Annotated in this window: 14 protein-coding genes and 2 riboswitches; of the genes, 2 read left to right on the plus strand and 12 right to left on the minus strand. The window is 61.7% G+C overall.

The features are described 5' to 3' along the window. Positions 1-2 precede the first annotated feature (2 nt). A riboswitch (SAM riboswitch) is annotated at positions 3-137 on the minus strand. A 151-nt stretch (positions 138-288) separates the two neighbouring features. Beyond that, positions 289-1,845 (minus strand): Cys-Gln thioester bond-forming surface protein, encoded by a 1,557-nt coding sequence (locus DCC25_RS08325; protein ID WP_110101332.1) that lies wholly within the window; start codon positions 1,843-1,845, stop codon positions 289-291. Positions 1,846-2,171: 326 nt separating this feature from the next. On the opposite strand from DCC25_RS08325, the gene DCC25_RS08330 reads away from it, so the two are divergent. Both DCC25_RS08330 and DCC25_RS08335 read left to right on the plus strand, forming a co-directional pair. Continuing rightward, positions 2,172-3,431: an acyl-CoA dehydrogenase gene (locus DCC25_RS08330; protein WP_233487992.1), complete on the plus strand. Its 1,260-nt coding sequence runs from the start codon at positions 2,172-2,174 to the stop codon at positions 3,429-3,431. A 97-nt stretch (positions 3,432-3,528) separates the two neighbouring features. Beyond that, positions 3,529-3,626: riboswitch (SAM riboswitch) on the plus strand. Positions 3,627-3,638: 12 nt separating this feature from the next. Continuing rightward, positions 3,639-5,048: an LLM class flavin-dependent oxidoreductase gene (locus tag DCC25_RS08335; RefSeq protein ID WP_110101333.1), complete on the plus strand. Its 1,410-nt coding sequence runs from the start codon at positions 3,639-3,641 to the stop codon at positions 5,046-5,048. A gap of 94 nt (positions 5,049-5,142) precedes the next feature. Here DCC25_RS08335 and DCC25_RS08340 read toward each other — a convergent pair whose 3' ends face one another. From DCC25_RS08340 to DCC25_RS08390, 11 genes are all read right to left on the minus strand, one after another. Beyond that, positions 5,143-6,930: a BCCT family transporter gene (locus DCC25_RS08340; protein WP_110101334.1), complete on the minus strand. Its 1,788-nt coding sequence runs from the start codon at positions 6,928-6,930 to the stop codon at positions 5,143-5,145. A 348-nt stretch (positions 6,931-7,278) separates the two neighbouring features. Continuing rightward, a complete protein-coding gene (locus DCC25_RS08345) occupies positions 7,279-7,662 on the minus strand; it encodes a YtxH domain-containing protein (protein ID WP_110099158.1) in 384 nt (127 codons plus the stop codon). A 109-nt stretch (positions 7,663-7,771) separates the two neighbouring features. Next, entirely contained in the window at positions 7,772-9,619 is a 1,848-nt protein-coding gene (locus DCC25_RS08350) for a thiamine pyrophosphate-binding protein (protein WP_110101335.1), read from the minus strand. After that, a complete protein-coding gene (locus tag DCC25_RS08355) occupies positions 9,616-10,506 on the minus strand; it encodes a cyclase family protein (RefSeq protein WP_110101336.1) in 891 nt (296 codons plus the stop codon). Before DCC25_RS08355 ends, DCC25_RS08350 begins: the two co-directional genes overlap by 4 nt. A 112-nt stretch (positions 10,507-10,618) precedes the next feature. Further along, positions 10,619-11,647 (minus strand): MsnO8 family LLM class oxidoreductase, encoded by a 1,029-nt coding sequence (locus DCC25_RS08360; protein ID WP_158524761.1) that lies wholly within the window; start codon positions 11,645-11,647, stop codon positions 10,619-10,621. Positions 11,648-11,656: 9 nt separating this feature from the next. Continuing rightward, complete coding sequence (locus tag DCC25_RS08365; RefSeq protein WP_233242937.1) at positions 11,657-14,446, minus strand: HAD-IC family P-type ATPase; 2,790 nt, start codon at positions 14,444-14,446, stop codon at positions 11,657-11,659. 272 nt (positions 14,447-14,718) lie between these two features. Continuing rightward, complete coding sequence (locus DCC25_RS08370) at positions 14,719-17,862, minus strand: efflux RND transporter permease subunit (protein ID WP_110101337.1); 3,144 nt, start codon at positions 17,860-17,862, stop codon at positions 14,719-14,721. A 3-nt stretch (positions 17,863-17,865) separates the two neighbouring features. After that, a complete protein-coding gene (locus DCC25_RS08375) occupies positions 17,866-18,285 on the minus strand; it encodes a hypothetical protein (protein WP_110101338.1) in 420 nt (139 codons plus the stop codon). 734 nt (positions 18,286-19,019) lie between these two features. Further along, positions 19,020-20,696 (minus strand): sodium:solute symporter family protein, encoded by a 1,677-nt coding sequence (locus DCC25_RS08380; protein ID WP_110099163.1) that lies wholly within the window; start codon positions 20,694-20,696, stop codon positions 19,020-19,022. Further along, on the minus strand, positions 20,693-21,031 hold the full coding sequence (locus tag DCC25_RS08385; protein WP_110099164.1) for a DUF4212 domain-containing protein: 339 nt from the start codon (positions 21,029-21,031) through the stop codon (positions 20,693-20,695). Before DCC25_RS08385 ends, DCC25_RS08380 begins: the two co-directional genes overlap by 4 nt. Before the next feature lie 183 nt (positions 21,032-21,214). Continuing rightward, the coding region (locus tag DCC25_RS08390; protein WP_146206439.1) for a transposase at positions 21,215-21,449 on the minus strand (235 nt) is incomplete at its 5' end.

Below are 21,449 nucleotides of genomic sequence, written 5' to 3' on the forward strand. Positions count from 1 at the left end.
ACTCTCCATCGTTCCTGGCGTTAGCACCCTGCTGATTCACGTCAATGTGCCAGTCGAAGCAACAGACAATTGTGTCTAACGTGTCGGGGTTGCTGCGGTGTCAAAGAGCCAGATCTCTCAACCGCTCTGGATGGTTACGTGCTTATCTAATCTTTTCGTTTCTCCGCTTGTCAAAATCGGGTGTCATAAAAGACCCCGAGCAAACGCGGTCTGGGATCTCATCGTGGTGAAACCGCGTTCGTCGGGGTCTTGATCGGGGAGTTCAAAGCTCGGGAAATTCCAGAGCGTTTAGGCGTCGTCTCGGTGACGCCACCGCACCAGCAGGATGCCCACCAGCAACACGATCGCGCCACCCACGCCAGCCCAGAGCAACGAGGAGGTACTGCCGGTCTTGGCCAGTTCATCGTCAGCTACCTGGGGGTTGTGTTCACCGTTGTTGCTGTCTGACTCGGCCCGGTCGGTGTCATCCACCTTTGCCGGGGCATTGACCGGCTTGGCGACGTCCGGGGTCGCGGGGCTAGATTCGGTGTCTGCGGGCTCTTCACTGGTCTGGGTAGGGGATTCTTCCGGTTCGTGTGTGGGGGTTTCTGCGGGGGTTGGGGGCTGCTGGGGCGTTGCTTCGGGCGACGTCTCAGAGTCTGCCGGCTCCTCGGCTGGGGAACTGGACGCTACGGCCGGCTGAGTCTCGGTCCGGAAACTCAGCTCCACCTGGTCTTCGTGCCCGTGTTGCCGGGCGGTGACGAGCAAGAGCGCCTGAGAGCGACGGTGTGACTCGGGGTGTACCGGCAGAGTGACGAACCGGTGTTGGGAGACGTGGGATTGTTCCAGTGTCCAAGTCACGGTGTCTTCGTCAGGAGAATCCGCAGTGTGCGCTAGGTAAATCTCGTCGCCGTGCGCCACGCGTTGTAGGTCGACCGGTTCGCCGTCTTCATCGGTGTAGGTGTACTCCAGGCCGGAGTCTGACTCAGCCGACAGGGCCAGATGGCCTGATGCGGCGTCGATGGTCACCGGCCCCAGCAAGGTCGGGTCTGACGCATCACGGTCGGCAGGAATGAGAAACTCTTCGGCGTCCACCTGCAGGCTCCCCGGGGCCGCCGCGGTGCTCTGATGCGCCTGAAGATCAAGTCCCGAGGCCTCTTCGATGAGATAGTCGTAGACTGCCCGCACGTGATCCACCGAGTTCTCACCCAGATCGGCGCTACGGTTTGAGGCCGAGACGGTCTTGTCCTCCAGCTTGATCTCGTCGGTATAGTGCCAGATTGCCGCCTGGGTGGCAGCGATGGCCTCGTCGCTGGCCAACTGGCTGACTCCGGGTACGTTGGCCGCCAGCTCCTCCAGTTCCAGGGCCGGGTAGGAATTCTGCACGATCCACCCCACCCGCAAAGAGGTGGAGGCATCCCGCGTGTGCTCCGGGCCCGGGGAGGTTTTGGCGAAATCGTCCCACCGATCTACGGTGCCGATAGAATCGATCAAGGTCGCTTGCGAGATCTCCAAACAGTAGGCCGGAATTGTCTCGCCGTTGATCTCAACCTGGAACAGGCCGGTGGCCACCGTCCGGGGGTTGCTCCCGTCGGCCTCAGTGGTGTGCACGCGGTAGCCGGGTTCACCGTGGCCGGTCAGTGTGGTGGAATCACCCACATCAAAGTCCGGGACCGAATGCCATGAGGCCGTCTCGTGTGAGCCGGTATCCCGCCAGACGCCGGTGAATCGTGTCTGCGTGATCTGGTGGTCGGTGACAGTGGCGTGGGCGAGATCCGGGGAAGCGGTCATCGCCACGGCCACACCCAGCGTGGCCCCGGTGGTCAGCAACCGGGTAGGAATCAGAGGTGTTGAGCGTGCGTTCACAGCGAGTTTCCCTTCAGCAGAGATGTATCGGACGGTGTTTACGCTAGGAGCCGGTGGGTTACCCCGGGCCGGGACCGAACTAATCTGTGGATACAGCCTGCGCTGTGGATGAGGCTTCGCATGGATCGAGCCCGATATGCTATGCGAGCCCTGATGCAGCCGATCGGCAGGTCACGTCGCTGATTGGCGCCTGAGCGATCATCGGTTACAGTGGATGCATCAATCGTTCAGAGCGCCCGAGAAACCTCGCTCGTTGACGCCGCAGTAATCGCCTGTTCTTTCGGGAGCGGGCGCTCATGCCAACAATGATGGAGGCATTACCGGCTGTGAGTTACGCACATTTTTCCCGTCAGTTTCGGCAGCTCTTTGACGAGATCGGCCGTGGTGATCGCGCGCGAGAAGCCGGGCGACATCTTCCGATCATTCCGCTCGAGCAGTTGCGCGATGCCGGGCTCGGGGCCGTTACGGTGCCCCGACAGGATCCGCAGCAACCGGTCGCGAGCTTCGAGACGGTGCTGCGCCTGATGATGGATCTCGCCACCGAAGATGTGAACGTCGCCCATATGTGGCGATCGCATGTGGTGTTTATTGAGTATTTGCGCGCGGTGACCACCTCGTCCGAGATGCAGCAGTGGTGGCATCGGATTGACCAGGGCGAGTGGGGCGGTTCGGCGTTGTCAGCCACGATGGATCAGGTCTCCCAGCCCACCACAGTCAGCGCCGATGAGGTGGGCAACCTCACCGTGTCGGGCACCAAGTACTACTCCACGGGCACGCTGGCCTCGACCTGGACGATGGTGGGCGTGGATCGTGACCATGATTTGGCGCTGAAACGAGCCCGTCAGCGACGCCGTCATGGCGAATCGGGGGTGCGCGTTGAGGATTGTCTGTCCGCGGTGGCCGTGGTTGCGGTGAAACAGCCCCGCGTGCGAGTCCGTGATGACTGGGACGGATTTGGGCAACGGCTGACTGCGACCGGATCGCTGATCATGAAAGACGCTTTGGCCGAGGCGGTTTATGACCGGCCGGGTGATTCCCGGCGGGGTATTCTCAACGTGATGCTTGAGGTCACGTTGCTGGCCCTGCAGGCCGGTATTGCCCGGGCGGCGTTGCGCGATGGGATGGCCGCGTTGCAACAGCGCACCCGCGTTTTCAACACCTCGACCGGGTCCACCCCGCGCGAAGACGATCAACTGTTGGGGATTGTGGGAGAACTCTCCGCCAAATCAGCGCTGTGTGAGCAAGCGGTGCGCGCGATCGGTGCGCAACTGGATGAGGCCGTGGTAGCCCAAGAGGCCACCGACGCTGGTCGTCAAGAGACTCAGCCCGGTTCCGGGTGGATCGAGACGCTGGTGGCCTCCCAGCGGGCAGCGATTACGGTCCCGTCATTGGCGTTGGAGGTCTGCACCGGTATTTTTGACGTGCTCGGGGCCTCGGCGACCTCCACCGGTTTGGCCCTGGACCGGCACTGGCGCAACGCCCGGACCTTGGCCACCCATGATCCGTCGGTCTTCAAGGCCAGGATGGTCGGTGACTGGGAAGTCAACGGAACCGTGCCCAGCACCTATTTGGCGCAGAACCGATAGCCCCGGCAGCACGCCCCGGTAGCAACCGGTCTCCACTCGCACTGCGGTTTGCCTCACCCACATTCTGTCGAAAAGCCCCAGGTCAGGTGATGGTCTCGTCCCATCCAGAGTGGCTGAGAGACTTGGCTCGTTGACGCCGCAGCAACCCGTGGTCCACGGTCCGTGCCCGGGTGCTAATGCCAAGACCGATGGAAGGAGTATCTTTCGATGTCGACCACCCCTGAAACCGGCCAGAACGGTGAGCGCGAGATTTTCTTCAACGCTTTCGACATGAATTGCGTGGTGCACCAGTCCCCGGGGCTGTGGCGCCACCCGGAGGATCACGCCCGGGAATACAACACGATCGGCTACTGGACCAAGCTGGCCCAGATCTTGGAAAAGGGCCTGTTCGATGGGCTATTTATTGCCGATGTGCTCGGTCCCTACGACGTCTTTGAGGACTCACCCCGGGCAGCGCTGAATTCCGGGGCCCAAGTGCCGGTCAACGACCCGTTCTTGCTGGTCTCGGCGATGGCCGCGGTGACCGAGAACCTCTCCTTTGGGGTCACCGCCGGTACCGCCTATGAGCACCCCTACCCCTTCGCTCGGCGACTGGCGACCTTGGATCATCTCACCGACGGCCGGATCGGGTGGAACGTGGTCACCGGGTATCTGCCCTCCGCGGCCCGCAATATGGGCAATGTCGATCAGATGGAACACGACGAGCGCTACGATCACGCCGATGAGTACATGGACGTGGTCTATAAGTTACTCAATGGCTCCTGGGAGCTCGATGCGGTGGTCGAGGATCGTGGCACCGGGGTGTTCACCGATCCGACCAAGGTGCATAATATCAACCACCAGGGTCGGTACTTCTCCGTTCCCGGCACCGCGGTCACCGAGCCCTCCCCGCAACGGGTGCCATTGATTTTCCAGGCTGGTGCCTCCACCCGAGGTCGGGCGTTTGCCGGTAAGCACGCTGAAGCCTCCTTCATTAACTCGCCCACCCCACAGCTGATGAGCGCGACTGTGGAAAAGCTACGCCAGGCGGCAGTGGATGCCGGCCGTGACCCCTATGATCTGCGGATCTTCGCGATGCTGACGGTGATCACCGCAGCCACCGATGACGAGGCCCAGGCGAAGTTTGAAGACTACGCCAGCTACGCCGATGTGGAAGGCGCCCTGGTGCTGATGTCAGGCTGGATGGGCTTGGACCTGTCCACGTTCGATCTGGACGAGCCGCTGGGTGAGGTGGAATCAAACGCGATCCAGTCCACGGTGGAGACCTTCAAGCAGGCGTCGGGAGATGACGGGGAGTGGACCGTGCGCAAAATGGCCGAATGGGTCGGTGTGGGCGGCTTCGGCCCGGTCATCGTCGGCTCCGGCGAGACCGTGGCCCGGAAGATGATCCAGTGGCAGGATGAGACCGATATCGACGGGTTCAATTTAGCCTATGCGGTCACCCCAGGCACCTTCGAGGACATCGTCGAGTACGTGGTGCCACAGCTGCAGAAGCTGGGGCGGTACAAGACCGGCTACGCTCCGGGCACGTTGCGTCAGAAGCTGTTTGGTCAGGGCGATCACCTCAATGAACGCCACCACGGTTCCCAGTTCACGCCGGGATCTTTGCAGCGCTAGGACCGCTAGACAACAAACCGGCAGGGCCTCTCCCGCTGAGGGAGAAGCCCTGCCGGTTTTCTCATGCCGTGTGGGACTCAGCGAGCCCCGGCCCTTACTGGTTGCGGTCCTTCCTGGATACCTTGGGTAGCGGGGCCGAGCTAGTGCGGGCAGCCAGGGTACCGTGCTTGGCCCTGGGCTCGATCGTTTCCAGATCCAGGTACGGATCGCGCATGACCGGAGCCGGTTCTTCGGCCTCGGGCTCGACGACCACATCATCGGTGTTGAAGTCATCGTCGGCGTCACGACGGGCGTATTCCTCCGGTGGCAGGACTTTCTTCCACTCGCGAGTCCGGATCTGGGGCAATTCACCGGCGTCCTCACGCAGGGCGCGGTAGAGCGCGTACATCTGGAAGTAGCCCATCACGAAGAATGGCAGACCGACCAAGATAATGGTCTGTTCCAGTGCAGTCAGACCGCCCTCAGCGGAGAAGACCAGCAGGGTGGCGGTGATCAGACCGATGGCCACCGCCCAGAAGATGCGTTGGCCCAGCGGGTTGTAGTCCTCGTGACCGTTGGTCATGGTGTCGGTGACCAGTGCGGCCGAGTCGACTGAGGTGATGAAGAAGATCACCACGAGGATGATGGCCAGGATCGACATCGGGTAGGACCACGGGTGGTGTTCCAGGAAGGCGAAGAGCGCGCCGGGGATGTCTCCCTCGTCGACCACGCGCTCGACCAGCCCACCGTCGCCATTGAGCTCGATATCGAAGGAACCGTAGCCGAAGATACCGAACCACAGGATGGAGAAGGCCGATGGAATAGCCAGCACACCGAGCACGAACTGACGCACGGTGCGACCCTTGGAAATGCGGGCGATAAAGATTCCGACGAACGGCGACCAGGTGATGGTCCAGGCCCAGTAGAACACGGTCCAGGTGTTCTGCCAGCCGGTATCAGCGAAGGTGTCGTTCCACAGCGCCATTTCGGGCAGGTGGTGCAGGTAGCTTCCCAGGGACTCGAAGGTACCGCGCAACATGAACAGGGTCGAACCGGTGATGAGCACGAAGATCAGCAGACCGATGGCCATCACGATGTTGATGTTGGAGAGCACTTTAATGCCCTTATCCAGCCCCAGCGACACCGAGAGCAGAGCCACACCGGTGACCACACCGATAATGATCAGCTGCCAGCCAGCCGAGTTCGGCACACCGAAGAGCTGACCCAGACCACCGTTGATCTGCAGGGTACCCAGACCGATGGAAACCGCAACACCGAAGACGGTACCAACGATGGCCACCACGTCGATGAACTTACCGATCGGACCGTGGATTCTTTCACCCAGAATGGGCTGGAAGATCGAGGACACCCGCGGGGGCAGGTTGCGTTTGTGAATGAAGTAGGCGAAGCACAGTGCCGGCAGGGTGAAGATGGTCCAGGTGTGCAACGTGAAGTGATAGAAGGTGAAGTTCATCGCCTCCGCGGCGGCCTCGTCGGTACCTGCCTCAATGCCCAGCGAGGGGCCGCGTGGCGGATCACCGAAGTGGCTGACCGGTTCGGCCACACCCCAGAACATCAGAATCGAACCGATACCGGCCGCGAACAGCATCGCGAACCAGGCTAGACCGGAGTGCTCGGGCTTTTCGTCATTGGGGCCGAGCTTGACGCGACCGAACCGGCCAAGCGCGATGTAGATCAAGAACCCCAGGAAGACGGTCACACCTAGGACGTAGAACCAACCCAGGTTGGTCAGCAACCAATCGGAGGCGGTGGAGACTGCCCCGCCCAGTGGCTCGGTGAAGGCGATGGTGGCAATCACGAACAGAATGATGATCCCGGCGGAGGAAAAGAAAATCACCGGGGATGTTTTCAACTTTAACGCGTCGTGCAATTTGGTCAACATCGGTGCCTAAGCACTCCTGACAAGGTTGAGTAGATGATGAACCGAGCCATCGGCCACGACCCAAGGGCGGGTATTCGTCGTCTCAGGCACGTTCAGGCCCTGGTTTTCAGGGCTGAGCTATACGATACAGAAGTAGGTGTTAAATGCAAGTGAATTAGGTGATATTGATGGTGACTCATAGATGAACAACGGCGTGACGGAGCCGTTATGACGACGTAACACGGGAGGTCTCAGGTTCTGGTGTGCTGTTGCTCTCGAGCATCACAACCGAGCCCGAACCCCCGCTCATTGAGGGATCCAGGCCCGGATATGACGGTGTATGACACGGCGGGTGAACGCCGGTGGTCATCATGAGTTGGCGTGTGCACCGCCGGACGGCTTGGTGGTCTTGGAGGTGGAGTTCGACGTCGAGTTGGACGTGGTGTCGGAATCAGCGGATGTGCCGGTGTTCTCGGACTGGGCGGTCTCGGAGGTGTAACCGGTGGAGCTGTCGACGATGCCGGCGGCGGTTTCAGCAGCGTCGCCCAGAGCCGGAGACTTTTCCTTGACCACACTGGTCACCTTGGAGGTCACATCGTGTACCTGTTGCTGGGTCTTGGGGTCGGTCCAGAATTCCTGGGCCTGGCGGGCGATCTCCTCGGCCTGCTTGCGCCCCTCGCGGGAGCCCAAAAAGTACCCGGCGGCAGCACCGGCACCGAAGGTCAAGATGTTACGAAAGCTGAAAAGACCCATGTCATTCTCCTTTTTCTTCACCCGAGGTGGGGGTGATACGAAATGGTGGACACCCGATTTTCAAGCGAGGGTGCTCTCACTTCGATTCTTCCCTACGGCTGTAGCAAGGTCAATGTTCGACGTCTTCCCAGGACACGCAGGACCGAACTTGGTGCCTCAAGGCCTGCTCGAGCCACCAAGCGCCACCATCCGAGGCGATCTTGGCATCCACGATCAGCGGGGTGCCGGTCAGGCGACCGTGCTCATCGGCGCTCACGGCGGTCTCGAGCCAATCGGTGACCTGGCTGAGGTCCTCGGCGACACGCACGGTGATCCCCCGGGCCCCGTAACCGATAGCGATCCGGGCGAAGTCGGTGTCGGGGAAGGTCACCGCGTTCCGGGCAGTATCTTGCCCCGGTTGCAGGCCGAAGTGATGGAGCTCGGCCCCATAGGCGGCATCGTTATAGATGATCACGACCGCTGGGATGCGCAACCGAACCAGGGTCTCCAGTTCGGAGATGCCCATGGCGAATCCGCCATCGCCGGTGCCGAGGACCGGCATGCGGGTCGGTTCGGCGAAGGCAGCACCGACCAGCGTGCCCAGTCCCAGCCCGATGGACTGAAAGGCCTGGGTGAAACAGAATCCGCGCACGTCCGGAACGCGCAGATAGGCCACCGGGTAGCCCATGAAGTTTCCCGAATCGGTGGTCACCACGCGCTGTTCGGGCAACAGCCGGTTGAGTTTGGTAGAGAGCACGCGGGGGTCAATACGGTCCTCGGTGCTCAGATCGCCACCGGCAAGGGGGACCTCGTTGAAGTATTTTGCCGAGAGCTTGGTACGCACGTGATCGGTGCGGTACCCGGTCACCGACGGTGTCTCGGAATGTTCCGCAGCGTCATGGTGTAGGCGAGTTAGCTCGGCGTTGACGGCCTCCGCCACCGCAGCGGAATCAGCCACCAGGGTTTGGGAGACCTCTCGGAATTTCCCGATCGCCCACGGGGAATGGTCCACCTGGATCAGGGTGGCCTCGTCGTTAATCAGCTCCCCGTGGCGGGTGGTCCAGTCGTTCAGGGCACAACCAAAGGACAGCACCAGATCGGCCTGGGAGATGAGCTCGGCGGTCACCGGAGAGGAGAATCCACCGGAGATGCCCAGGTTCCACGGGTGTCCCTCGAAGAGTCCGTTGGCCACCGCGGAGGTGGTCAGCAGTGCCCCGGCGGTTTCGGCCAGAGCGATGATCTCGGTGCGGGCGTGCAACGCGCCCCGACCAGCCAGTACCACCGGGCGCTGGGCGTGAAATAAGGATTTGGCTGCTCGGGTCACCTGGGAAAGTTGCGGGATGGTGCCGGTGCGCGGGCCCCGGTGGGGGACTTGACGTTCGGCGGTGACCGGTTGGGTCTGCAGATCGATCGGTAAGTTCAGCACCACGGTATGACGTCGGGCGAGATGTTGGAAGACCTCGTCAAGTACTGTCGCCACTTCATTGGGGTCACTGATGCGTAGCGGGGTGGCACCCACGGCTTCCACCAGGCTGAACTGGTCGATCTTGAAATTCGAGCCCACCGACTCCTGGGGTGTTTCAGCGGTGAGCACCAGCATGCCGGTGCCGGATTTGGCGGCTTCGGTCAGTCCGGTCAGGGTATTGGTCAGCCCGCACCCTTGGTGGACGCTGACCGCAGCGAACCCGGTGGGGTTCAGCTCGGGACGGACCTGTCGGGTTTCGGGGGAATCGAGGCTGGCCAATCGGGTGTAGGCGTCGGCCATCGACGCGGCTGCTCCCTCGTGGCGGGCTGCGGTGAACTCGATCCCGGCGGCGATCAGCTGGTTGGTGAGATGAAAGTTCCCCGAGCCGACCACACCGAAGACGTGGGTCAGGCCGTGCTCGGCTAAGATCTCGGCCACACGTTGGACCAGAGTCGGCTGGGCGGGTGAGTCGTGCGGGGCGGGTTGGGGTTGTTGAGCTGGTTGTTCGGTCATCGGCGATCACCGTCTGAGCTGGAAGGACTGGCGGGGCTGGAAGGATAAGACGGGCTGGCGGGGTGCTGGCCGGCCACGGCACCGGGGCGTTCAACGATCGCGAAGACGCGCGCCGGGGCGGCGGTGCCGTTTTTGATCGGCAATGGGGCGACGACGATCAACGCGCCGGTGGGTGGTAGCTGATCGAGGTTTTGGAGGGAGGTGACCCCATATTTATCGGCCCCGAGCAGATAGTGGTGCACCGGGAAGGCCGGCTCGAATCCGGCAGCCAGGCCGGCATCGATGCCGACGGTTTCAACTCCGAAACCGGAGACCTCCTCACGCTGGGAGAGCCATTCGGCGGCTGCGGGCGACACCCCGGGGGTGTGGGGGCCATGCTGGTCAGCGTTGAGGGATTTTTCGGGATCGCGGGCGTAGGCATCCCAGCCGGTGCGTAGTAACACCCAGCAGTTTGGCGGTAAGGGGCCGTAGGTGCGCTCCCATTGCTGAACGTCGGCAATCTCCAAGCACCAGTCGGCATCAGCCCGCGCCTCGGCGACGAAATCGAGGACCACGGCCGGACCAATCAGTCGGGTTGGGGCCAGCTCGTGGATGTGCTTGCCATCGCGACCGGTGATCCAGTGGGCGGGGGCATCGACGTGAGTGCCCACGTGTTCACCCATCCGGAAATTATGATGCGCCCACAACGGGGCCCGCTCATCGAAGGCGGCCACCGGCTCGAGGGAGAAGTCGTGCAAATTGATGTAGGGGGCGGGCAGGCGCAACACCGCAATATCGGCTGAGAGCTCGTTGGTGAGATCGATGATCTCCACCGTGCCTGTTGCCTGGGCCCGCACCAGGGCGTCGATCAGTGAGCCCTGGACCGGGGGTCGTTGGGAGTCGTTCACAACTTGACCCTACTACGGCTGACGTGAGTGTGTCAGGACCTGTCAGGGTTGTGCCGGTCCACGGTGGTGCGCCAACAGTCGCGCACGCCTCAGGCAGCCGGCCGACAGAGCCTCAACCCCACGCGGCGATGAGTTGTTTGTCGACGGCGAGCCGGTCGGCGGGGTCGAAGATGCCACCGGTGACTAGCACCTCATCGGCCTGGTAAAATTCGGCCAGCTCACGCACCCGGGCGGCCACGGTCTCGGGGGTGCCGGCCAGGCCTTGAGCGAGGTGCTCATCGGTGTGCGCACGTTCGCGGGCGGTGGCGTGATCCAGGGCGTGGCGGACCTCGGTGGGATCGTCCAAGGGTGGGAAGGCGCCCACGTTCCGGGAGCGGGCCATCGCCCAGGCCTCGGAGAGCAACAGGTCGTGGGCGTGGGCTTCCGTCTCGGCTACTGCCACGTTGAGGGATAAGATCACCCGGGGTTGCTGGTCGCGGTGCGGATCGGGGACAAACTCATCCCGATAGGCGGCCAGTTCGTCGCGGTGGGCTACGGAGAACTGGGGGAGGGCCGGTCCGCCGATCACCACACCGGCCCCCACCTCGGCAGCGGTGGCCACCGAACGCTTTGAGGCGAGCACAAACAACGGGGTGGTTGCCTCATTCGGTGGTTGCAGGGTGATCTCAGCAGTCCCGTTCAACAAAGCGATGATCTCGCGCAGTTGCTCAGGAAAATGGTAGCGGTCGGCATGTTGTTGGTGGAGTGCGCGACGGATTGGGGCCGTGAAGCCGACCGACGAGCCCAGCCCGATATCGATCCGGGAGGAGAACAGGGCCTCCAGGGTGCTGATGTACTCGGCGGCCACGAGGGGCTGATGGCTAGGAGTCATGATCCCACCGGAGCCGATCCGGATGGTCTGGGTAGCTTGGGCGATGGCGGCCATCAACACGGCGGGGGTGGATCCGGCGATGCCGGGGACCGCGTGGTGTTCGGCGACCCAAAACCGGTGGTACCCCAGGGTTTCGGCGTGTTGGGCGCGGGTGATGACGTCATGCAGGACCGCACCGGGCGAGGATCCGGTCCGCGTATTGGCCCGATCCAGGATGGACAGGGGCAGGGATGTCTGCCTCGGTGGGGATATTGGCTCTGCACAGGTCATCTCTCTAGCCTATCCCGCCGGGAGTGCTTCGGGCTGATGCGTGCACAACCAGCGGTTGTGCACTCGGTAGACCAGTTCGAGCCCGAGCGATCCGGCAACCGCAATCCCGATTGAGGCCAGCAGGATCGGGGTGGGGGGCAGGATGAACTGGTGGTACCACTGCGAGAAGGGCACGGCGACCACCAGCACGAGGCCGGCGTACATGATCGCCAGGATCCCGATCTTCTGCCAATTCAGCGGACGGGAGATGACATTTAGTAGCCACAATCCGGTCAGGGTCAAGGTGATCATGGTGGCGGTTTGGAGTTGTTCCATGGTCAACGCAGCACCGGCGACGTGCTCTGCGGCGGCGACGTACCCATCCCAAGAGGCCGGGGAGCCCAGCGCGTCGAGGGGGTCGTCGAAGAAGGGGAGCTCGCCGGCGAAGGATCTGGCATAGCACCGGCCTACCAGGTTGATCGCCACCAGTGCGAGGACGATGACCGCCCCGGAGGGGATGGCGAAACGCAGTGCGCGGTGGAGAAAACCGGGCACATAGCGACGCGGGTTGGGCATCAGGGCCAGAAGGAAGGACGCGATGCCGATGAACAGTGCGTCGGCGGTGGAGGCTTGGCGGGGCAGGAGCGGGTATTGCCAGAACAGCAGAGAGAAGATCAGCACGAAGCCGAATGCGTAGGCGGTTTTGGCCAAGAACAGATGCGCTAGGCGCTCGACGTTGGCGATAACTTTGCGACCCTCGGCCAGTACTGAGGGGAGGCGGTCGAATTTTGAATCCAGTAGCACCATCCGGGAGACGGCCTTGGTGGCCGGGGCAGCGTTGCCCATAGCGATCCCCAAATCTGCGGACTTCAGCGCCAGGGCGTCATTGATGCCATCTCCGGTCATGGCCACCGTGTGACCGGAGGCGCGCAGGGCCTCGACCATGCGTTTCTTCTGGTCCGGGGAGACGCGGCCGAAGACGGAATATTCGTCCATGATGCCGGCCAGTTCGGCGTCATTTTCGGGTAAATTGCGGGCGTCGAAGGCGAGGCTGGGGGCCGTACTCTGGGTGCGCTCGCTAGCTGGGGCGTCGTGCTCCCAGCCCACGGCACGGGCCACGGCTGCCACGGTGTGGGGAGAGTCCCCGGAGATGACCTTGAGCTGTACGCCTTGGGAACGGAAATAGTTCAGGGTCTCTGCGGCGTCTTCACGCACGTTCTCTCCGAAGGTCAGCACCAGCTCGGGTACTAAGCGATCGGGCAGGTCAGCGCTGTCACCGAACCAGGGGTGCTCGGCGGTAGCATGAGCAGCACCGGCGTGGGCTCGGGCCAGCACCATGGTGCGCAGACCGTTGGTGGCCAGGGCGGTGGTGTGTTGCTGAATGACCGGTGCCAGCGTGGGATCCAGCTGGGAAATCAGGGCCTCCGGGGCGCCCAGAAACCAGCCACCGGTCACCTCGTCTGCTGCCGGGCCCCCGGTAGTGGGGGTGCCGAAGCCAAAGGCTGACCAGCGCCGTTCGGAGGCGAAGACCACGTGATCGGTCAGTGGCTGATCGGGTTGCTGGGTGAAGTGTTCCCGCAACGCGATCGCGGTGGGGTTGGCGTTGGGGTCGGCGCCAATGGTGGCCAGTACCTGTTGCCAGGCGGGTGGCTGGGCCGTGGAGTCAGTGGCCGATGTGGTTGGGGTCCTCAGCGTGGTGAGATCACCGCTCGTCGGGTCGATCCGGTAGGCGGCGTCGAACAGGATGCCACCTTCGGTCAGAGTGCCGGTTTTATCCAGACAGACCGTGTCGACACGGGCTAAGATTTCCACGGCGGGTTGTTCTTGGATCAACACTTTTTTGCCGGTGAGCGACAGTGCGGCCATAGCGAAGCTGATCGTGGTCATCAGGGCCAGGCCCTGCGGGATCATGGTGGTAATACCGGCGATGGTCGAGATCAGCGGGGTCTCCAGACTGCCGTGGCCTAAGACCTGGTCCCATCCGCCCACGGCCATCACCTGGCCGAAAAGGGTGATGGCGATCAGCGGGATGAGTGAGACCGTGATCCAGCCGGCGACTTTTTCCAGCCCGGCGCGTAGCTCGGAGTGCACGGTGGTGAATTCGCGGGCTTTCAAGGTGAGCTGGGCGGCGTGGGAATCGTGCCCCACCCCGGTGATACGCATCAGGGCGGTTCCGGAGACAACCGAGGTGGCTGACAGCACGGTGTGCTGGACTTTTTTCGCCACCGGGTCGGCTTCACCGGTGACCAGAGATTCATCGACCTCAAAATCCTGGGAGGAGATCACCACCCCGTCGGCCGGGACTTGATCGCCACGACGCAGCACCACGACATCGTCGAGCACCGCGTCCGTGAGGCCGATCGAGGTGGGGGTACCGTGGCGCATCACCACAATGTCGTCCTGATTCAGCAACGCGATGCGATCGAGTTTCTTTTTCGCCGAGTACTCCTGGATCACGCCGATGATCACGTTGGACAGCGCGGCCAAGGAGAACAACAGGTCCAGCCAGCGGCCTAAAAGGATAATGCCCAGCGCGCAGAGTCCAATCACCAGATTGAACATGGTGAATAAGTGGGTGGACAGGATCGCCCACAGCGTGCGGGAGGTGCCCGCAGGTTGGGTATTGATCAGCCCGCGGTCGATGCGGGCCTGTACCTGCTCGCCCGTGAGGCCCTGGGTGCCGGTGACCAGGCCGGGGTCGTTGACATCGCGCTCGCGGAGGAATTTTGCGCGAGCGTCGGGGGATGGGTCAACCTCGGTGGAGGGTTGAGAGCGTTTCCGGATCTTGCGGGTACGCTGGCTACTCTCCGGGTCAGTCACCGTGGTGTTCCTCCCTGGGCTGTGTGATGTGGTCTGGGGATGGGCCGGGTGTCGGTCCGGGCCTTACTTTAGCCGGTGTGGGGTGTGGGTGGGGTCCTCCTGGAGGATGATGTCGCTCATCGAGACTCACAGTAAGTTTCCAGCTGGTTCCCGGCCAGCTTTCATCGCGGCTTCTTAGACTAGATAGTGCCTCTTCAAGGTGTGAGTGATGAGAATAGGTGCATGGCCCCGGTCGCAGTCAGCGGCCGGGGCCATGTGCTGTTTCGGGTCAGTCACTGCTGGTGGTCACTGCTGGCGTGCTCGCCGCGGCGGTAGGTTCCGCCACGTTCGGTCAGCGAGTACAGTACCGGCACAATGATCAGCGTGACCACGGTGGAGAACGCCAGCCCGCCGATCACCGCGATCGCCATCGGGGCGGAGACGAAACTGGATTGCCCCGACAGACCCAGGGCTGGGGGAATCATCGCGCCGATGGTGGCCGCAGCGGTCATCAGGATCGGACGGATGCGGTGCCCGCCACCGTAGAGTAGGGCGTCGTTGATCGACATCTTCCGATCACGGTACTGGTTCACCAGATCGATCAGCACGATCGCGTTGGTGACCACAATGCCGATCAACATCAGCTGGCCGATCATCGCCGGGGCGCCGATGGGCGTGCCGGTCAGCAACAACGCCAAGATCATCCCGCTGATGCCGAAGGGGATCGACATCAGCAACACCAGTGGTTGGATCAGGGATTTGAACAGCCAGACCAGCACGACATAGATCAGCAAGACCGCGGCGACCATGGCCAGCATCAGCTGGTAGAAGGTGGTGTCAATGTCGCTGGCCAGACCACCGATCTCCGCGGTGACGCCTTCGGGTAGATCGGTGTCGTCCATAACCTGGGTGATCTCGTCGGTCAGAGTACCGATATCGTCGGGGTTGGTCGGAGTGGCCGAAAGGGTCACGGTACGCACCGCATTGGAGGTATTGATTTGTGGGGCGATGGAAATCCGCTCGATGTCGGCCACATCGGTCAGTGGGATCCCGCCTAAATCGAGGTCTTCCAATTCCTGGATGGTGTCAATATCGGCGGCCGGGGTGAGGTGGACGTCCAGATCGGCCCCGTCGATACTGACATTGGCCACCGGATAGTCGGTGGTGTAGGAGGTGATCAGCCCGGTGACCTCGTTCAGGGTCATTCCTGCCTCGGCGGCGGCCTGTGGATCGATGGTGATTGACACCGAGGGCTGGCTACCGGCCAGATCGGAATCGACGCGTTCGACCGAGTCGAGCTGTTCGATCTGATCGACCAGCAGGTCGTTGGCCTGAGTACGGGAATCATCGTCAAGGGATTCCAGCACCACATCGACGGTGGAGGAGCCCAGGATGGATGAGGCATCGGTGAGCTGTATCTCACCGGCCTCAGGATGCTCTTCGCGATAGGCGGTCACGGTCTGCTCGATGGTGGCGGCGGCCTCGGCTTGATCGGCCTCGGGGTCGGTAATCAGCGTGTAGTTCGCGATATTGCTGGCCAGAGCTCCGGTTGTGGCATCGGCGCCAATATCGACCTGGACCACATCGACCACCTCGAGTTGTTGTAGTTGCTCCGAAAGGCCCTCGGTCAGCTCGGTGGTGCGTTGCAGGCTCGTGCCTTCAGGGGCGGTTTGGTCTACGGCGTGCATGTTCATACCTGAGTCGCCGAGCAAGTTGACCTTCAGCAACGGGGTCAGCGCCAGGGAGCCGAGGAAGACCGCGATGGCCAGGGCGACGGTGATCCAGCGGTGTGACAGGGCCAAAGACAGCACGGGGCGGTAGCCGCGGGCCAAGACGCCGGTGGGTTCGTGAATCTCGGGCTGGGTAGCAGTCTTGAGGTCAGCCTCAAGGTCATGATCGAGGTCAGAGTCCTCGTCGGTGCTGGCAGTGTCGGTGGACGTTTTCGGAGCCCGCATAAACCAGTAGGCCAACACCGGCACAATGGTCAGTGCCACCAACACGGAGCCCAACAGCGCCAGCACCACGGTGATCGCAAACGGTCGGAAGAGCTCACCGGCCAGTCCGGAGACGAAGAACACCGGGGCGAAGACCAGCATCGCCACGACGGTGGAGGACACCACCGCGGAGGCGACTTCAGCGGTGGCCCGGTAGATGGTGGCGCGTCGTTGGGCGCGCGTGACCGGTCGCGTGGTTTTCAGGTGGCGGACGATATTTTCGATCACCACAATGGAGTCATCGACCATCCGGCCGATGGTGATCATCAAACCCGCCACCGACATCATATTCAGCGTCGTGTCGGTGATCAGCATGCCGCCGAAGGCAAATAAGACCGACAAGGGGATCGAAAGACCGGAGATGATCGTCGGCCGCACGGCGAAGAGGAACCCGAAGATCACCACCACGGCCAGCGCGAGACCGATCAGGCCTTCTTGGGCCAGCCCAGAGAGGGATTCCTCAATAAAAGGGGCCTGGTCAAAGATGACGGTGAACTGAGTGCCATGGCCGAGCTGTTCTTCAGACTCGTCGAGCACCTGGGTGATCTGGTCGGAAAGCTCGATGAAGTTGGCATCGGCGGCCGGGATGACCAGCAGAGACACACCATCCTGGCCGTTGGTGCGCGAGACGGTGGTGGGCTCAGGCTGTTCAGCCTGCACCTGGGCAAGATCACCGAGCGGGACGGGGTTCTCATCGGTGCTGATCAGTAATTGTTCGAGATCTTCGACGGCGGTGAGCTCATTGCCGATGGCTACGTCCATCTCGCTGCTGGGATCATCTTCGTCGTTGACGGTGCCCCCGGGGAGCACTACCCCGGCGTCTTCCAACGAATCGACGAGCTCGGTGCGTGAGGTACCCGCTGTGGCCATCGCCTCATCATCCGGGGTGATGCGCACTATGCGCTGGTCCCCACCAAACTGTTGGACCGAGGCCACCCCGTCAATCGTTTGCAGATCCGGAATGGTGGCCAACTCGAGATCGGCGATCAGCTCCGCGGAGTCCCGGTCCGAGGACGCAGAAAGCACCATCGCCGGGATATCACCGGTGCCACCGCTCAACACGGTCGTCGTGGTGCCCTCGGGCAACTGATCGTCGAGGTAGTTGGTGATCACTTCCGCCTGCGAGGCTGCCCGATACGTGTCGGTGCCGTATTCCAGCTCGACGGTGACCATGGAGAAGTTGGAGCTGGAGATGGCCGAGGTTTGTTTCAGCCCGTCGAGGGTGCGTAACTCACGCTCGAGCGGTTCGGCCACCAGATCGGCCATCTGCTCTGAGCTGGCGCCGGGATTCACGGCGGAGATGGCGACCGCCGGAAGCTCCACCGGTGGGATCAGCTCGCGTCGCAAGAGAAACATCGACAGGGAGCCCAGTAGCGTGATCACGATCGAGACCAACGCGATAAAGGCGCGGTTTCTCAGCGACAAGCGAGGCAAGAATGACATGGTTTAGCTCTCTTTGTCAGGACCTGGGGCAACAGGCGCCGTGATCTCAACGGCCTCGGTGCTGGCATCAACGACGCCGATCCGGCCTCCGGAAATCCCGCGGGCGGAGATGAGCCCGCGGATCCGGACTTCTTCGGACAACGGGACCGAGACCACTGCGGTGTTGGGACGTTCGGGCCCTGGTCCGGGCTGGGGCGCGGGGTCGTCACCCGAGGGAGTGGGAAGGGTAGCTCGCAATCCCACGTGGTGGGGCGCCGCCATTGACTGCAGGGTAGCTTTGATGGGGCCGGTGCCCACCGCGTCAATCATCAAGGATCGTGATGCGGCGATGACGATCGATTCCAGGGTGGTCGGATCAGTGGGGCCCAGAAGATAAAGGGCCGAACCGTCATGCTCGGGACGTAAGGGAATATCAGTAATCACCAGTGCTCCTCAGAGATGAGCATGAGCGCTCCTCACGGTGCAGAGTCTGCGTGGATCGGACCACACACATGTTACCCGCCCGCGCACGGGGGCGCGAGAATTGTCAGCTGAAGCCTCGGTGTAGCGTGGGTGGCACGACCTTCGGTTTCAGGCCTCATATGGCGGTGGCCTGGCCGAGCCGTGAACAGCGTGTTGCGCGCGATCGACCGCAGAGTTCGGCCCATTCTGTTGCGACGGAGATCTCAAACATGGTGTCGTGACATACGGTGATACCACCAGCTGCTCCTCGCCCGCGGGTTCCTGCTCGTAACGGTCCTCTATCACCGCTTTCACCAAGCATTCCCGAAGTATTCCAGGGGTTGGTTCCGAAGGCGGTAACGCATCGAGCTGGACGACGAGCATTGTTGGGCTTCGTCTGTCGAGGGAGAGTTCGGCCGATGTGAGAACGTCATCAGTGTGGTTGGTGCGTGCCGATGCTCGGGCATACTCCAGCAGGTGTTCAAGAGAAGAGTTGCTACAGCGGCTCGTCATGGATCGGCGCTTCTGAAAGAGAAAGGTGCTCCCGCTGCTGGGTTGCTGGTGAGCGGGAGTGTAGAAGAAGGGCTGCGGAATGCCGAAAATGCGAACGTCAGGCCGAGGTGTGCCAACCCGGAATATAAGGCACCACGACGCTTTCGGAAAACTGGCCCGAGAGCGCCGTGGTGCGAGTGAGGGCGTTGAGGGTTGAGATGTGGCTACCGATTAACGGGAACCTTCTGCTGTTGCTGGGCGGGGTAGCGGATCGACTCCACCATCTCCTGAACTTCCTGGCTGGGAGGTCTGGTGAGTTTTGAGACCACAATGGTAATCAGGAAGTTCAGCAACGCGCCGACGGGCCCGATGCCTTCCGGCGAGATACCCAGGATGGGCTCATTGGCAGGGGTGCCGAATAGCTCCAGGGTGTAGACCATGTAGCCGCCGCTGAAGACCAAACCGGTGAGCATGCCGACCGCTGCACCGATGGCGTTGGCATTCTTCCAGAAGATCCCCAAGATCAGGATCGGGAAGAACGTTGCGGCCGCCAGTCCGAAGGCGAAGGCCACTACCTGGGCCACAAACGCCGGAGGATTCAGTCCGGCAATGATTGCGATGACTACCGCAACTGCCATGGCCAGGCGTCCGACCAACATCTGCCGACTCTCGGAGGCTCTTTCCTTCGAAATCATCCGGTAGTAAATATCGTGGGAGGTCGCCGAGGAGATCACCAACAGCAGGCCAGCTGCCGTGGAAAGCGCTGCCGCCATTCCACCAGCTGCCATCAACCCGACGATGGGGGTGGGAAGGCCTCCAATTTCGGGGGAGGCGAGCACCAAAATGTCGTTGGAGACTACGAGATCCGCCGTTCCGGACACATTCGACACCGAATTAATGTCACCGGTGGTGTTCACCTCAACGAGTCCGGTTTCTTGCCATGGTGTGATCCATCCCGGAAGGCCGTCCTCGTCGGAACCCTGGGCGCCCCGGAGCAGATTGAGCTTGGTAAAGGCGCCCATCGCCGGAGCGGTCAGGTACAACAATGAGATGAAGAACAGTGCCCAGAAGGCGGAGAAGCGAGCGCCACGAACTGTTTTGGTGGTGTAGAACCGGATGATCACGTGTGGCAGACCAGCGGTGCCCAGCATGAGCGAGAGAGTGACTAGAAACACATCCAGCTGGCCCCCCTCACGACCGGCGAATGCATCGGTGAACTCATGCAGACCGAAATCCGTACGGAGCATGTTGAGTTCTTCTAAGATCTGCCCGTAAGTGATCTGGGGGATTGGAAAGTTACCGAGATACTGCGAGATGGCCACCGCGGGGATTAAGTAAGCGATGATGAGTACCACGTACTGCGCCACCTGAGTATAGGTGATGCCTTTCATCCCGCCCAGCACCGCGTAGAAGAAAATCACGGCCGCACAGGCCACCACGGCCCACTGCGGGTCCAGACCGAGGAACCGCGAGAAGACGACACCCCCACCGGTCATCTGACCGACGACGTAGGTGAAGGAAACGATGATGGCGCAGATAGCTGCCACGAGCCGGACCGTGTCGTTGTAGCGTTCGCCCACGAATTCCGGGACAGTGAACTTGCCCCATTTACGCAGGTACGGGGCCAACAACAGGGCTAGCAGAACATAGCCGCCGGTCCACCCCATCAAGTAGACCGACCCATCGGAGCCGAGGAAAGCGATCATGCCCGCCATACCGATGAAGGAAGCCGCTGACATCCAGTCTGCGGCTACCGCTGCACCGTTGGCTATCGTTGGCACCCCACGAGAAGCGACGTAGAATTCCTTGGTCTCTTTAACTCGGGAGCGCCAGGCGATGACGATATAGATACCGAAGGTCAGGATCAGGAAGAAGAATGTCCAGAATTCCAAGGAACTCATGACGAGTGACCTCCCTGCTGAGCGTCGCGCTGGTCAACTTCAGAGACGCCGAACTCTCTATCGAGCCGGTCCATCCACAGCGCGTAGACCAGAATCAGGAGCACGAAGGTGTAGATCGAACCCTGCTGGGCAAACCACATGCCCAAGGGGAATCCAAGAATCACGATGTTATTCAGAGGCTCGATCAACAGAATCCCGAAACCAAATGAAACGGTAAACCAGATGATCAGTAGCACAATCATCAGTCGAAGGTTCTTCTTCCAATAGCGTTGCCGCCAGCCGTTATCCGGAGGCGGAGCGTGTGAAGAAGGGTTTTCTTGTGCCTTGTCAGACATGTGATGCTCCTTTGTCGTCGATCGTGGGCACGGGCCCAGTAGATTCAGGAATGCGGCAAAAACGCTTGAAAGGAGACTACCTGAGTGTGCGCTACGTCACAATAAAAAATAAGAAGAGATCTACTGGTCATCATTGACTGATGGGTCACGTAAGCTTTCCACCCCAGTGCTAGGTTATGGGGCTCATCGTAATTGAGAGTGTAGAACCGGTCTGAAGCCGCCGGACTCGAGCAGACATCTCGCGATGTAGTGCGTGAGGTTGCGGAAGCCGAGTGCTGAGCCCCGTAGGTATTCGAGCCTGCCATTGATCGCTTCGGTAGGCCCGTTCGACGTTCCCGGTCGGGTGAAGAACGCCAGGATATCAGCAGCTCGACGCTTCAGAGTCCGTCCTAACCGCTTGAGTTCGGCCAGTCCTGTC

The sequence above is a fragment of the Auritidibacter sp. NML120636 genome (assembly GCF_003185945.1).
Taxonomy (GTDB): Bacteria; Actinomycetota; Actinomycetes; order Actinomycetales; family Micrococcaceae; genus Auritidibacter; species Auritidibacter ignavus.

Excerpts from the sequence above, each read along its gene's own strand:
- DCC25_RS08335 (WP_110101333.1), top strand. The coding sequence starts at position 3,639 with ATGTCGACCACCCCTGAAACCGGCCAGAACGGTGAGCGCGAGATTTTC.
- DCC25_RS08340 (WP_110101334.1), bottom strand. The coding sequence starts at position 6,930 with ATGTTGACCAAATTGCACGACGCGTTAAAGTTGAAAACATCCCCGGTG.
- DCC25_RS08345 (WP_110099158.1), bottom strand. The coding sequence starts at position 7,662 with ATGGGTCTTTTCAGCTTTCGTAACATCTTGACCTTCGGTGCCGGTGCT.
- DCC25_RS08350 (WP_110101335.1), bottom strand. The coding sequence starts at position 9,619 with ATGACCGAACAACCAGCTCAACAACCCCAACCCGCCCCGCACGACTCA.
- DCC25_RS08360 (WP_158524761.1), bottom strand. The coding sequence starts at position 11,647 with ATGACCTGTGCAGAGCCAATATCCCCACCGAGGCAGACATCCCTGCCC.
- DCC25_RS08370 (WP_110101337.1), bottom strand. The coding sequence starts at position 17,862 with ATGTCATTCTTGCCTCGCTTGTCGCTGAGAAACCGCGCCTTTATCGCG.
- DCC25_RS08380 (WP_110099163.1), bottom strand. The coding sequence starts at position 20,696 with ATGAGTTCCTTGGAATTCTGGACATTCTTCTTCCTGATCCTGACCTTC.
- DCC25_RS08385 (WP_110099164.1), bottom strand. The coding sequence starts at position 21,031 with ATGTCTGACAAGGCACAAGAAAACCCTTCTTCACACGCTCCGCCTCCG.